Genomic DNA, 11,328 nt, shown 5'->3' with positions numbered 1-11,328 from the left:
ACCCCGGCGCGGCGGAATTCCTCGGTCGTGAGCACCAGGCCGCCGGGTTGCCAGATCAGCATCGAGGGCGACGTGGCCTCGATCACCGGCAGCAGGCAGAAGCGGCCCTCGTCGGCCAATGTCCGCATCGCCTCGTCCAGGTCGAGGATCGGTGCGCCGCGGCGGCGCAGCAGGAACCCCATGGCGTGGCGATGGATGCGCAATGTCCGTCCCAGATGCACGCGGGCGAAATCCGGCGCGTCCCCCATCGGCGGGCGCAGCAGCCCCTGCATCGAGGTGAAGGGCAGCGGCGCCTCGGCCACGGTCAGCACCAGCTCATAGGGGTCGGTGCGCAGCCGGAGGGTCGAGGGGGTCAGCTTGATCGCGGCGATGCGCCGCCCCTCGCTGCGCAGGTCGTCGAGCAGGTATTGCATGGCCTGCACCAGATCGGGCGCCTTGTCGCGCGGTCCGAAGAGCATGGTCGCCCCGGCAATCCCAGATCCCTTGCGCATGGTGCCCCTTCTCCGCCGCGCCGGGTTGGGACGCAGGGCGGGAGGATAGCAAAAAGTGGCGCTCGCTTCCCCTCTGAAATTCTTACAATTTCAGTACACTTGTTGGCGCGGCGGCCGGGTCAGAAGGGCAGGCGGAACCCGAGGTCCAGCGCCCAGAGGCGCAGCTGCAGGATCACCGGATCGAGGATGTCGGTCTGCTGCGCCAGCACGATCAGGATGATCCCGAAGATGATCAGCGAGCGCAGGAACCCCATCAGCCCGCCGAGCGCGCTTTCTGCGCGGCGGGTGGCGGTGCCCGGGGCCGGGCTGGTCGCCGGGGTGGCGGCGGCGCGGCTTCTGCCGGTGGTGCTGGACCAGGGGGCCGCGGGCTGCTGCACGCCGGCTGCGGCCGGTCGGGCCTTTTCCGTCCGGGCGCCCGAGGCGCGGGCGGGCTGCGGCGCGGCGCTGCGGGCGGGTATCGGATCCAGCAGGTAATCGCGGCGCGTGAGGTCCCGGTTCGAGGGGTGGCGCACGTCGAGGGGGTGATATTTGCTCATGGTGTTCCCGATCCGGGCCGACAGGCCGGAGGCCATCCTACAACCCGCCCGCCCGGGGCAAAAGAGGCCACGGAGCGCGCCCACGCAAATGCGAGGTCACCCAAGCAGAAGGGGCGCCTTGCGGCGCCCCTTCGGTCCTTCGATCCTGAGGGATCAGCAGGAATAGTACATCTGGTACTCGATCGGGTGCGGCGTGTGCTCGTAGGCGTAGACCTCTTCCCACTTCAGCGCCATGTAGCCTTCGAGCTGGTCCTTGGTGAACACGTCGCCGGCCAGCAGGAAGTCCATGTCCTTCTCCAGCTCCTCCAGCGCCTCGCGCAGCGAGCCGCAGACGGTCGGGATCTGGGCCAGTTCTTCCGGCGGCAGGTCGTAGAGGTCCTTGTCCGAGGCTTCGCCCGGGTGGATCTTGTTCTTGATGCCGTCGAGGCCGGCCATCAGCAGCGCCGCGAACGCCAGGTAGGGGTTCGCCGAGGGATCGGGGAAGCGGGCTTCGACGCGCTTGGCTTTCGGCGATTCGGTCCACGGAATACGCACGCAGCCCGAGCGGTTGCGGGCGGAATACGCGCGCAGAACCGGGGCTTCGAAGCCGGGGATCAGGCGCTTGTAGGAGTTGGTCGACGGGTTGGTGATGGCGTTGAGCGCCTTCGCGTGCTTCAGGATGCCGCCGATGAAGTACAGGGCTTCCATCGACAGGTCGGCATATTGATCACCGGCGAACAGCGGCTTGCCGTCCTTCCAGATCGACATGTTGACATGCATCCCCGAGCCGTTGTCGCCCTTCATGGGCTTGGGCATGAAGGTCGCGGTCTTGCCGTAGCCGGCGGCGACGTTGTGGATGATGTACTTGTATTTCTGGATGTTGTCGGCCTGCTCGACCAGACCGCCGAAGATCATGCCCAGCTCGTGCTGGCAGGTCGCGACCTCGTGGTGGTGCTTGTCGACCTTCATGCCGATCGACTTCATGGTCGACAGCATTTCCGAGCGGATGTCCTGGGCTTCGTCGATCGGGTTGACCGGGAAGTAGCCGCCCTTGTGGCCGGCGCGGTGGGCGAGGTTGCCGCCTTCGAATTCGGCATCCGTGTTCCAGGCCGCAGCATCGGCGTCGATCGAATAGCCGACTTTCGCCGGGGTGACCGAATAGCGCACGTCGTCGAACAGGAAGAACTCGGCCTCGGGGCCCGCGTAGAAGGTGTCACCGATCCCCGAGGATTTCAGGTAGGCTTCTGCCTTCTTGGCGGTCTGGCGCGGGCAGCGGTCATAGACCTCGCCGGTGTCGGGCTCGACCACGTCGCAGTGGATGGCCAGCGTCTTCTCGGCGTAGAACGGGTCGAGGTAGACGCTCGTGGTGTCGGGCATCAGTTTCATGTCCGACTGATCGATGGATTTCCAGCCGGCGATCGACGAGCCGTCGAACATGAAGCCTTCTTCGAGGAAGTCCTCGTCCACCAGATCCGACACGACGGTCACGTGCTGGAGTTTGCCTTTGGGGTCGGTGAAACGGATGTCCACATATTCGACCTGTTCGTCGGCAATCAGCTTGAGAACTGATTCAACGCTCATACTAAGTCCCCTGGATTGTTAGAGAAGTTTAGGATCAGACGGCATCTTCGCCGGATTCGCCGGTGCGGATGCGGATGACCTGTTCGACGGGCGAGACGAAGATCTTGCCGTCGCCGATCTTGTCGGTCCGCGCGGCGGCGATGATCGCCTCGATGGCGGCCTCGACCATGTCGTCGGTCAGCACCACCTCGATCTTGACCTTGGGAAGGAAGTCCACGACGTATTCGGCGCCGCGGTAAAGCTCCGTGTGGCCTTTCTGGCGGCCAAAGCCCTTCACCTCGATCACCGACAGCCCCTGGATCCCGATGTCCTGCAGGGCCTCTTTCACTTCGTCGAGCTTGAAGGGCTTGATGATGGCTTCAATCTTTTTCATGCACGGTTCCCCCGTCCGGTTCGGGCACGGAGCCCAATGACCACGTTCACACCGGCACGACAATCCGCTAGCCTGCCGCAGGCCGGTTTTCCCCCGCCTGTCGGCAGGTTTTGCCTAATCGTGCCTAAAAAACAAGCAAATGGCCCGCCTGATGTGCGGGTTATGGATGATTGAGGGGCTAAATGACCGATTTGGTGACATCTGCACAAATGCGCGCCATCGAGCGAACGGCCTTTGAGTCGGGTGCGGCGACGGGTTCGGCGCTGATGGAACGGGCCGGCGCCGGGGTGGTCGAGGCGATTCTGGACCGCTGGCCCTCGATGCGGGAGGGGCCGCAACGGGCGCTGGTTCTCTGCGGTCCGGGCAACAACGGCGGCGACGGTTTCGTGATCGCGCGGTTGCTGGCGGCCCGGGGCTGGGCGGTCGAGGTGTTCCTGTCCGGCGATCCCGAGCGCCTGCCGCCCGATGCACGCGCGGCCTGCGACCGCTGGCGGGCGGTGGGCGAGGTGGCGACATTGGACGATGCCGGGCTCGCGCAGGCGGCCGCCCGGGCGCGGGGGGCGGGGAGCTGGCTGGTGGTGGATGCGCTGTTCGGCATCGGACAGCGGGCGCCCCTCGATGCTTTGCTCGCGCCGGTGAACCGGCTGATCGACAGCCTCTTTGATGCGGCTTCGGGCCCGGCGCCGTTTTTCGTCGCGGTGGATGTGCCCAGCGGGCGGGACGCGGATACCGGCGCGGATCTCGCTCGCCGGCCGCTGCCGGCGGATCTGATCGTGACCTTTCATGCTCTCAAGCCCCTGCACCTGATGGCGGATACGCCGGTCGCGCTGGTCGATATCGGGTTGCCGCGATGAGCCCGGACCTGACGGCCGACAGGCTGCGCGCGCTGCTCGCCAAGCCGCAGGGGCACAAATACGACCATGGGCACGCACTGGTGCTGACCGGCGGCATGGGACGCACCGGGGCGGCGCGGCTGGCGGCGCGGGCGGCGCTGCGGATCGGCGCCGGGCTGGTGACACTGGGCGCGCCGGGCGCGGCGATGCTGGAATGCGCGGCGCAGATCACCGCGCTGATGCTGCGCCGGGTCGAGGGGGCCGCGGATCTGGCGGCGCTGCTGGAAGACCCACGGATCAACGCGCTGTGCCTCGGCCCCGGGATGGGGGTGGAGCGGGCGGCAGCGCTGATCGCGGTGGTCAGGGACGGTGGGGTAAGACCCCACCCTACGGTGGTGGTCGACGCGGACGGTTTGACGGCGCTGGGGCCGGTCGGGGCGCCCCTGCCGCCGGGCTGGGTGCTGACCCCGCATGGCGGCGAATTCGCGCGGCTCTTCCCCGATCTGGCAGCGCGCGGGGCCGGACCGGGCTGGTCCAAGGTCGATCAGGCGCGGGCGGCGGCGGCGCGGGCCGGCTGCGTCGTGCTGCTGAAGGGGCCCGACACGGTGATCGCCGCGCCGGATGGGCGGGCGGCGGTCCATGCGGCCATGGGCGCGCGGGCGGTGCCGTGGCTGGCGACGGCGGGGGCCGGGGATGTGCTGGCGGGGTTGATCGCCGGGCTCTGCGCCCGGGGGCTCGGCGGGTTCGAGGCGGCGCAGGCCGCGGCCTGGCTGCATGTCGAGGCGGCGCGGGCCGCTGGGCCGGGCCTCATTGCCGAGGATCTGCCCGAGGCCTTGCCGGGGGTGCTGCGGGCGCTGGGGTAGGATGGGCACTATTGCCCATCCTACGGGTGCCGTTCAATGCAGCCAGCGCTGATGCGTGGCGACCGGCGTGCGGGCGCTGGCGATCTCGTGCCCGCCGGCGCTGAACACCTGCGGCGCGTCGAAATGCAGCCGGATCAGCCGCAGCCGCGCCCGCGTCTCGCGCCGGACAAACAGGTCGTCGACCAGCGAGGCCGCCGGGGTCAGCATCTCGTCCTGACCGTGCAGCACCATGGCCCGCCAGTCGCGGACCAGCACCTGCTGGTTGGCGGGCAGGGTCAACGGCGCCCCGGCCTCGCCCCCGGTCGCGGCGGGGCTGTCGATCACCACCACCTCGACGCTCAGCGCCTCGAGGACCGAGGTCCCGCGCAGCTCCACCAGCCCGTTGCGGGTCTGGATCCGGTCGCCCGCCAGCAGGAATTCCACCGGCATCGGCCCCTCGGCGGTCTCCACCAGCGTGCCCGGCAACAGCCCGGTCGGACGCGAGCGGCGGGTGGCAAGGGGGAGGGGCGGCAAACTGGGGGCAAGCTGCGGAAGCATCGGGCATCCTTTCCGGGTTACTGTTTCCAATCTGACGACAATCGCGGCGCAAATATGGCATTGCTGGCGCGTTTTCGCGGCGATTCCCCCTCGCGCGGGGGCGCGTGCATTGCTAGAAGCGGCGCGTGCGGGTGTGGCGGAATTGGTAGACGCACCAGATTTAGGTTCTGGCGCCTTTGGCGTGGGGGTTCGAGTCCCTTCACCCGCACCAAATATCCTAACTTGTTATATTGGCTCGGTAATTTCACTCCTGTTTGACTTGGCAGACGGCCCTGAGATGTGGCTGTCGCAAAGAGTTTCCCAGAAAGTTTCCACATTTCCCTTTTCGTACCCGATACGTTCAAGGCTCGAATCGGCACCTCTCTTCGCGCTCCCGGAGGCGCTTTTCCCTCTTCTCCATCATGTCCTGCATGTTCTCCTGGTGCGTGCCCGGGAACAGATGGTCAGGGTTCACGCACTTCGGGTTGTCGCACCTGTGACATGCATGTAGATCGCCAAGAGTCTTATCGTTCGCAAGCTCCCAAGCGAGGCGATGAACGCGAACGCCGCGGAACGTTCCATAGTTTCCGGTGTAGGCGCCCACCCATATCCAGCAATCGTGCCTGCTGGGGATAGAGACCTTCGACCAGAACATTGCGATGTCAAAGGCATCCATGGTGTTGAGGCTCGGCTTCTTCGTCATATCTTTCCCTCGCTTTGTTCCCGGCGGTTCTGGGCGGCTTTCGACAGCTTTTTCTGGTTCGCCTGCCCGCGATACTTGCGCACCATTTCCAGCGTCTTGTGGCCGGTTACCGCCTGGATCTCGCTGTCGCTGCACCCAGCTTCGGCCAGCGCAACGGCGGCGCTGTAGCGCCATCCGTGGATGACATAGCGCTCGGCCTCGATCTTCTTTCTCACGGCCATAACCCGCTCCTGTACCCGCCTCTTGGCGAGTGGCTGGGTCAGGTTCTTCGCGAGGATGTGCCGCCCGGCCTTCGGTAGCGCGGCCAGATAGTCGCGCAGGAAACGCGGGCAGGCGATCCACACGCGGGCGCCGGTCTTGTCCTGGACCACCCGCATGAATTCGCCGTCGAAATCCCCCCATTCCATCCCGCAGACGTCGCCGATCCGCTGGCCGGTGCCGACGCACAGCATGTAGGCGGTCAGCTCGGCCGTGAGCCCCTGCGCGCGGCAGTAGCGTTCGAAGGCCTCCAGCTTGTCCTGGGGCCATGGCTCATACTCGCCGCCGGTCAGCTTCTCTACCCCTGAGGCGGGATTCGCCGTGATCCATTCGAGGTCGATCGCGTGCTTGGCGAGGATCGACAGACACTCGACCATGGCATTCGCCTTGCGCCAGGTCTCGGCGTACTTGTCCCGGGCGGCGATGACATCGCGGCGGCGCAAGGCGGTGAAATCCCGCGGCCCGTTCTTCTCGCGGATCTGTTCCAGCGTGCGCCGGTATTCGGCGCGAGTGCCCGGCGCCAGCCGTGTGAAGCGGGGAGACTGGTAATAGCTGGTTATCAGCGCATCATAGGTGGTCTTGATCGCGCGGGCCTTCTTCCCCGACCGGATCGCCCAATAGGCCGCGTCGAACTCGGCCGTGTCGGGCTCGCCCGGAAGGCGGACATAATCCGAGCCCCGGCGGAAATACCAATAGGTCCGGCCCTTCACGGTCTTGGCCTGGAGGTAAGGCTTGACGCTGCGCTTTACCATTCGGGCGTGTCATCCTTCATCGCTTCGCCTGTCAGGATGGCCTCGATCTGGCGCATGTTCCAGCGCTCGATCTTGCCGCCGATCCGCACCGGCCTGGGCAGGGCGCCCCCCTCGACCAGAGAGAGGAATTCCGCCTGCGTCATGTCCAGCAGCGCGGCGGCCTTTTTCGGTCCAGCGAAGAGGGGGGCGAGGCGCGGGGTTCCCATGGTCAGGTCCTCGCCTCGGTGTCCTGCGCTTGAAGGAAGTTCTCGGCAACCTCGAGGTGGGCAAGTATTTCCGCCTGGGTCCGGTCGGGGTGCCGGTTCTTCAACGTGACCATGGGGCGCTTGGGCGGGGGCTCCCCGAAGGCCCACGCCTTCGCCTCGGCCACCGCTTGCTGTGCCTTCTGCACCCTCGCGTTCATATCCCAACAGTCAGCCGCCAACTGCTGCGCGACCGTCCGCGCCTGATCCAGTTGCTCGCGCAGCGCGGCCAGCTCGCGCGCGACGGGATCGGGGTCGCCCTGCGACAGACCGGCGAGCCGCGCCAATTTGAGGGCGAAGACGCCTGCCTCGGTCAGCCGGTATTCGAGCCTGCCATCATCGCCACGAATGAAGGTCACGAGGCCCTTGCGAAACATCGCACCAATCGTGTGCCCGCCGCACCCGGTTTCCCCGGTCTCGGCGACGACCGAAAGGGCTGCGATCTGGCTGGCAGAAAGCGACAGCGTGAATGCGCCGCTGGTGACGTAGTCCCGGAAGCGGGCGGTTTCCGTCTCGCTGGTCATCCCTTGCCCTCCGGCATCTGGTCCCAGACCTGACCGTCCAGCAGGCGCCCGGCGGCTTTCTTGCCTAGGCGACGCCAGTTGACCCCTTCGAGGCGATCTGGATCGAAGACATTCGCGCGCCAGCTATCGAACGGGCCGACCTTTTCCGTCTGTCGCAGCACGTAGCCGCCATGCTCGGGGTCGTGCGTCGCGGGCGCCCACTCCCCCCACTGCTTGAAGAAGAAGGCCGTCCCCGCCGCAACGCACTGGTCGCGCAGCGCGCGGGGCCAGTCCGGGTGCATCGGTCTCGCGCCCGGGCCGCTTTCGCCGCCGACGATCGCAAGGTCAAGGCCGTCGCCGCAGTCGAGATCTGGCAGATAGCCGGTAAGATCCACCGGCCCCAGCAGCGGCTCGGCCGAGACGAAACGCACCGCCGCTGGCGTGGCCAGCAGGTGCGGGATGCGGGCGTCGGCAGTCGCCTGGTCCTCGATGCTGGTGCCGAGCCAAACGTTCGGCAGGGGCCATGCCGGCACATGCTTCGATCTGCTCGCGTGATAGATAGACCAAAGCCTGTCTTGCATCGACGGGGATTCGAAAAGGCGCGGGGCGACGTATTCTCGCGCCCGTTCGGGCCGCTTGGTCAGCACCATGAACGTGTGTTGCGGCGCCAGCGCCATGACGGCGAACACGCGGTCCAGCCATTCATCCGGCACGCCCTCGTGGAACAGGTCCGAGGTCGAGCAGACGAAGATCCGCCGGGGCTTGCGCCAGCGAAGAGGCTGATCCAGCGCGCGGTCGTTGAGCCGCACCTGCCCGGTCCAGCGGTGATCCGCGCTGCCGTCCGGCTTGCGCACGATCTGCGCCAGCCCCTCGCCCCATTGCCCGGGCTTGCTGAACCGGGCGGCCATGATCTCGGCATAGCAGTTGCGGCACCCCTCGGACACGCGGCTGCAGCCGGTGATCGGGTTCCAGGTGGCATCGGCCCACTCGATGGGGGTGCGGTCAGCCATGGGTTTCTTCCTCGTCTTCAGCCGAGGTAACCGCGGCAAACCAGCCGAAGGCCTTGGCGCGCAGGTCATCCAGTGTCGAGGCAATGAGTGCCGTTTCCAGTTCGTCGTCGCCGAGGAACAGGAAAGCCTCGCTGGTGCCGTCCGCCTCGAAATGGAAAAGCAGGTCGATGCCGTCGATCCGCCATAGCTCTTCGGGGCACCCGCATTCGTCGCTCGGGACGCGCGCCAGCAGCTCGATCGGCGCGCGGCCGACCGGCGCGACGGATGACTGGACCCGCAGCGTCTGGAGTTCTTGCGCGCCCTTCTCGCTGACGAATGCCCACGGCGGCAATTGCGTGTGGCTGCTGACCGCCGCGACCTCCACCCGATCCGGCGACAGCGCGGCCTGCACCGCCTTGAGCCCGGCCCCGGCCAGATGACCGGGCACCTCCTGCACCGCGCGGACGCGGGGGCTGTGGCCGCCGGTCGAGCGCAGGTAGTCGGTGCCGTGGATGGTCTGCACGCTGGGCTGGTCGGCCCAGAGCTGCGGGGACCAGTGGCCCATCGGGCTCATGAGTTCGAGGTACCAGTCACCGGGCATGGCGGGCCTCCTTTCGTGACATCAGATCGGCGTATCTCTCGTGGATGCTTTCGCGACTGAGGCAGTCAGATCGAAAGCCAAAAAGGCCACTGATCTCTGCCCGAACCTCCGCAAGGAGGTCAGCCTCGTCATCGGTCAGCATCCTCGTGGGCCAGCCCTTCACGTAGAGCATCCCCGGCGTGATACGCTGTTCAGCTGAGACGCGAGCTGCGGCGCGGGCTTTTGCCGCGTCGAGCCGTGCGCGGGCATCGTTGGAAAGCAAATGTGGGGCGAGGTCACCGAGCCAGCGGGATCCCTGAAAGGCAAAGCTGCTGTCTGCCTCAAGATCGACCATGCGCCGGTACAGATCGTGCGCCTCGGGCTGGGCTGTTGCAGCCGACAGATCGGCGAGGTTCGACATAATGCAAAAGCGGCAGGACACCCGGCTCATGCCAAATTCCCTGTAGGCCGGATGCGGCGTAAGACCGCTGGCGTCGATGCATGAAAAAACGTCCTCGACGCTCCACTCGACAATTGGACGCCAGTTCCAAAAACTCTCGTGCCGATCTGGGCTGGCGACCGTAGCCTTGGCGCGGCCCCGGCTTTCCGCCCGGCGCACTCCAGTCACGTTTATGATCTGCTGGCCCTTGAAGCGGCGGCGTAGCTCTGAGGTGATAGGGTGGGTCTTGGTCTCAGACGTGCAAAAGCGCATGGCCGGGGTTGACCAACAGGGCACCAGCGTGACCGTCGAAAGCTCTTGGTAGCGGGTTACGCTGGACCGCCACCGGCTCTCCCAGCGCTCCATCAGGCCACCGGCTTTGCGCTGGACCGTGATGAGGTCCAGCCCGAGGTGATCAGCCAAGCGCTGGCAGGTCGGGTATGAGTCGTTCCATTCGACGACGCCGAGATCTGCGTGGATCAGCACGCGAGGCCCGGTATGCCACATGCGGTCGAGGTGCCGCATCGTCGCCAAGGCCGCCGCTTGACTGTCTTTGCCACCAGACACGCCGATGGCGACAACAGCATTCGCGGCAACCAAGGCGTCGATCTCGGGGGTCGATGCGACCTTAGCCATGGCGGGCCTCCTGTTGGGTGGGGGTGAGGTGGGCGGCGGGACCGGCCCATTGCAGGGCGGCGGCTTTCATCATCCCGGGGTAGGACCGGCTGCGCAGGCGCGCGCGCTCCGGCCCGGGCGTCATCCGGTGGACCCGGTTCCACGCCTTCCATTCGTCGGAGCCGCGCTCGGGCTCAGGCAGCGGATCGGTCGGGACCAGCGGTGCGAGGCCGCGCAGATACCAGCCGGTGACCTTGTACTCGCGGTGCCCGAACCAGTGCGGCTGCACCATCTGCGGCGCGGGCAGGTCGGGCGGCATGCGGTCCCGGGCGAGGTCATTCATCTCGGGGTTTTCGATGGCGACACGCTCAATAGGCGCCGTCCAGCAGGCCGTGAAGATGCTTACGCCTTCCTCGAACTCGGCGCGCATGTCGTCCCATGTCCGGCCCTGCGGAAGCTGCTTCGGCTCGGTCCATTTGCCCGGCCCGCTCATCCAGCGGCGGCCGGAACGGCAGAGCCTCGTACATGGCGGATGCAAAACTGCCAGCAGATCCCAGCCTTCCTCGAGGATGCCGTCGCGAATGTCCTCTTGCCGGTGCCGGTTGCTGCCGTCCTCGGCGGGCTCGGTGTCGCATGACCAGACGTCATGCCCGAGCGCAGCGAACGCGCGGCGCGCGATGCCAGAGGTTTCGCAGCCGATCAGGACGCGCAGGGGGATGGTCATTTCTTGGCGATCTCCAGCAGCACGTCCGCGTGGCAGGGCTGACCGGGCGGGCACCAGCACGCGAGGTTCTTGCCGCGAAGCAAGGTCGGCGCATCGGCGATGATCTTGCCGATAAAGCTGTCCGGGTGGGCCTGCGGTTTGCACCATGCCCCGTTCGATTCGAAGCCGATCACGGCACGGCGAAACCTCAGGGCGGCTTCAGTGCAAGCGTCCTCGCGCGTGTTCACGCCGGGCCGGTAGAATTCCGACCAGTGGTAGGGATTACCCCACCTCGTGCTGCGATCCACCTTCACGGTGTTGGGCGGCATCCTCCAGCCTTTGACGCGGGAAAGCTGAATGCGGTCAGCCATG

Annotated in this window: 16 protein-coding genes and 1 tRNA gene; 3 read left to right on the top strand and 14 right to left on the bottom strand. The window is 66.7% G+C overall.

Annotation, left to right across the window (positions count from 1 at the left end; all coding sequences use genetic code 11):
• The 4 genes from VDQ18_RS12325 to VDQ18_RS12310 all read right to left on the bottom strand — a co-directional run.
• Positions 1-491 (bottom strand): hypothetical protein (locus VDQ18_RS12325; protein ID WP_323021233.1); only part of this gene is annotated, 491 nt, incomplete at its 3' end.
• 119 nt (positions 492-610) lie between these two features.
• The gene (locus VDQ18_RS12320) at positions 611-1,027 is read right to left on the bottom strand and encodes a hypothetical protein (RefSeq protein WP_323021232.1); all 417 of its coding nucleotides are present in this window, start codon (positions 1,025-1,027) and stop codon (positions 611-613) included.
• Between the two features lie 153 nt (positions 1,028-1,180).
• Positions 1,181-2,587, bottom strand: coding sequence for a type I glutamate--ammonia ligase (gene glnA, locus VDQ18_RS12315; protein ID WP_107750006.1), 1,407 nt, complete (start codon positions 2,585-2,587; stop codon positions 1,181-1,183).
• Positions 2,588-2,621: 34 nt separating this feature from the next.
• Positions 2,622-2,960 carry a P-II family nitrogen regulator gene (locus VDQ18_RS12310; protein ID WP_107750007.1) on the bottom strand — a complete coding sequence of 113 codons (339 nt, stop codon included), beginning with the start codon at positions 2,958-2,960 and terminating at the stop codon, positions 2,622-2,624.
• Positions 2,961-3,142: 182 nt separating this feature from the next.
• Between VDQ18_RS12310 and VDQ18_RS12305 the strand changes: the two genes are divergently transcribed.
• The gene (locus VDQ18_RS12305) at positions 3,143-3,814 is read left to right on the top strand and encodes an NAD(P)H-hydrate epimerase (protein ID WP_323021231.1); all 672 of its coding nucleotides are present in this window, start codon (positions 3,143-3,145) and stop codon (positions 3,812-3,814) included.
• Positions 3,811-4,656, top strand: coding sequence for an NAD(P)H-hydrate dehydratase (locus VDQ18_RS12300; RefSeq protein ID WP_323021230.1), 846 nt, complete (start codon positions 3,811-3,813; stop codon positions 4,654-4,656). Before VDQ18_RS12305 ends, VDQ18_RS12300 begins: the two co-directional genes overlap by 4 nt.
• 33 nt (positions 4,657-4,689) lie before the next feature.
• Here the strand turns inward: VDQ18_RS12300 and VDQ18_RS12295 are convergent, their stop codons facing one another.
• Entirely contained in the window at positions 4,690-5,193 is a 504-nt protein-coding gene (locus VDQ18_RS12295) for a Hint domain-containing protein (protein ID WP_323021229.1), read from the bottom strand.
• 127 nt (positions 5,194-5,320) lie between these two features.
• Between VDQ18_RS12295 and VDQ18_RS12290 the strand changes: the two genes are divergently transcribed.
• Positions 5,321-5,404 (top strand) — tRNA-Leu (locus VDQ18_RS12290).
• Positions 5,405-5,533: 129 nt separating this feature from the next.
• On the opposite strand, the gene VDQ18_RS12285 is transcribed toward VDQ18_RS12290, so the two are convergent.
• Genes VDQ18_RS12285 through VDQ18_RS12245 form a run of 9 tightly spaced genes read right to left on the bottom strand, consistent with a single transcriptional unit; the run spans position 5,534 to position 11,327 of the window.
• On the bottom strand, positions 5,534-5,875 hold the full coding sequence (locus VDQ18_RS12285; protein ID WP_323021228.1) for an HNH endonuclease signature motif containing protein: 342 nt from the start codon (positions 5,873-5,875) through the stop codon (positions 5,534-5,536).
• Entirely contained in the window at positions 5,872-6,885 is a 1,014-nt protein-coding gene (locus VDQ18_RS12280) for a site-specific integrase (protein ID WP_323021227.1), read from the bottom strand. The genes VDQ18_RS12285 and VDQ18_RS12280 overlap by 4 nt, the downstream gene beginning before the upstream one ends.
• Positions 6,879-7,091 (bottom strand): hypothetical protein, encoded by a 213-nt coding sequence (locus tag VDQ18_RS12275; RefSeq protein ID WP_323021226.1) that lies wholly within the window; start codon positions 7,089-7,091, stop codon positions 6,879-6,881. The genes VDQ18_RS12280 and VDQ18_RS12275 overlap by 7 nt, the downstream gene beginning before the upstream one ends.
• Before the next feature lie 2 nt (positions 7,092-7,093).
• Positions 7,094-7,651, bottom strand: coding sequence for a hypothetical protein (locus tag VDQ18_RS12270; RefSeq protein ID WP_323021225.1), 558 nt, complete (start codon positions 7,649-7,651; stop codon positions 7,094-7,096).
• Entirely contained in the window at positions 7,648-8,640 is a 993-nt protein-coding gene (locus VDQ18_RS12265; RefSeq protein ID WP_323021224.1) for a phage Gp37/Gp68 family protein, read from the bottom strand. The genes VDQ18_RS12270 and VDQ18_RS12265 overlap by 4 nt, the downstream gene beginning before the upstream one ends.
• A complete protein-coding gene (locus VDQ18_RS12260) occupies positions 8,633-9,220 on the bottom strand; it encodes a hypothetical protein (RefSeq protein ID WP_323021223.1) in 588 nt (195 codons plus the stop codon). Before VDQ18_RS12260 ends, VDQ18_RS12265 begins: the two co-directional genes overlap by 8 nt.
• A complete protein-coding gene (locus VDQ18_RS12255) occupies positions 9,210-10,274 on the bottom strand; it encodes a phosphoadenosine phosphosulfate reductase family protein (protein ID WP_323021222.1) in 1,065 nt (354 codons plus the stop codon). Before VDQ18_RS12255 ends, VDQ18_RS12260 begins: the two co-directional genes overlap by 11 nt.
• A complete protein-coding gene (locus VDQ18_RS12250; RefSeq protein WP_323021221.1) occupies positions 10,267-10,977 on the bottom strand; it encodes a hypothetical protein in 711 nt (236 codons plus the stop codon). Before VDQ18_RS12250 ends, VDQ18_RS12255 begins: the two co-directional genes overlap by 8 nt.
• Positions 10,974-11,327, bottom strand: coding sequence for a DUF4326 domain-containing protein (locus tag VDQ18_RS12245; protein WP_323021220.1), 354 nt, complete (start codon positions 11,325-11,327; stop codon positions 10,974-10,976). The genes VDQ18_RS12250 and VDQ18_RS12245 overlap by 4 nt, the downstream gene beginning before the upstream one ends.
• Position 11,328: the final 1 nt, after the last annotated feature.

It is taken from the genome of Pararhodobacter sp., from assembly GCF_034676075.1.
In the GTDB taxonomy this organism is placed as follows: domain Bacteria; phylum Pseudomonadota; class Alphaproteobacteria; order Rhodobacterales; family Rhodobacteraceae; genus Pararhodobacter.
Note: the sequence above shows the minus strand (reverse complement) of the source record. Positions and strands in the feature narration are given on the sequence as shown.

Bases quoted from the DNA above. Each gene is read 5' to 3' on its own strand.
- VDQ18_RS12320 (WP_323021232.1), bottom strand. From the start codon at position 1,027: ATGAGCAAATATCACCCCCTCGACGTGCGCCACCCCTCGAACCGGGAC.
- glnA (WP_107750006.1), bottom strand. From the start codon at position 2,587: ATGAGCGTTGAATCAGTTCTCAAGCTGATTGCCGACGAACAGGTCGAA.
- VDQ18_RS12310 (WP_107750007.1), bottom strand. From the start codon at position 2,960: ATGAAAAAGATTGAAGCCATCATCAAGCCCTTCAAGCTCGACGAAGTG.
- VDQ18_RS12305 (WP_323021231.1), top strand. From the start codon at position 3,143: ATGACCGATTTGGTGACATCTGCACAAATGCGCGCCATCGAGCGAACG.
- VDQ18_RS12300 (WP_323021230.1), top strand. From the start codon at position 3,811: ATGAGCCCGGACCTGACGGCCGACAGGCTGCGCGCGCTGCTCGCCAAG.
- VDQ18_RS12295 (WP_323021229.1), bottom strand. From the start codon at position 5,193: ATGCTTCCGCAGCTTGCCCCCAGTTTGCCGCCCCTCCCCCTTGCCACC.
- VDQ18_RS12285 (WP_323021228.1), bottom strand. From the start codon at position 5,875: ATGACGAAGAAGCCGAGCCTCAACACCATGGATGCCTTTGACATCGCA.
- VDQ18_RS12280 (WP_323021227.1), bottom strand. From the start codon at position 6,885: ATGGTAAAGCGCAGCGTCAAGCCTTACCTCCAGGCCAAGACCGTGAAG.
- VDQ18_RS12275 (WP_323021226.1), bottom strand. From the start codon at position 7,091: ATGGGAACCCCGCGCCTCGCCCCCCTCTTCGCTGGACCGAAAAAGGCC.
- VDQ18_RS12270 (WP_323021225.1), bottom strand. From the start codon at position 7,651: ATGACCAGCGAGACGGAAACCGCCCGCTTCCGGGACTACGTCACCAGC.
- VDQ18_RS12265 (WP_323021224.1), bottom strand. From the start codon at position 8,640: ATGGCTGACCGCACCCCCATCGAGTGGGCCGATGCCACCTGGAACCCG.
- VDQ18_RS12260 (WP_323021223.1), bottom strand. From the start codon at position 9,220: ATGCCCGGTGACTGGTACCTCGAACTCATGAGCCCGATGGGCCACTGG.
- VDQ18_RS12255 (WP_323021222.1), bottom strand. From the start codon at position 10,274: ATGGCTAAGGTCGCATCGACCCCCGAGATCGACGCCTTGGTTGCCGCG.
- VDQ18_RS12250 (WP_323021221.1), bottom strand. From the start codon at position 10,977: ATGACCATCCCCCTGCGCGTCCTGATCGGCTGCGAAACCTCTGGCATC.
- VDQ18_RS12245 (WP_323021220.1), bottom strand. From the start codon at position 11,327: ATGGCTGACCGCATTCAGCTTTCCCGCGTCAAAGGCTGGAGGATGCCG.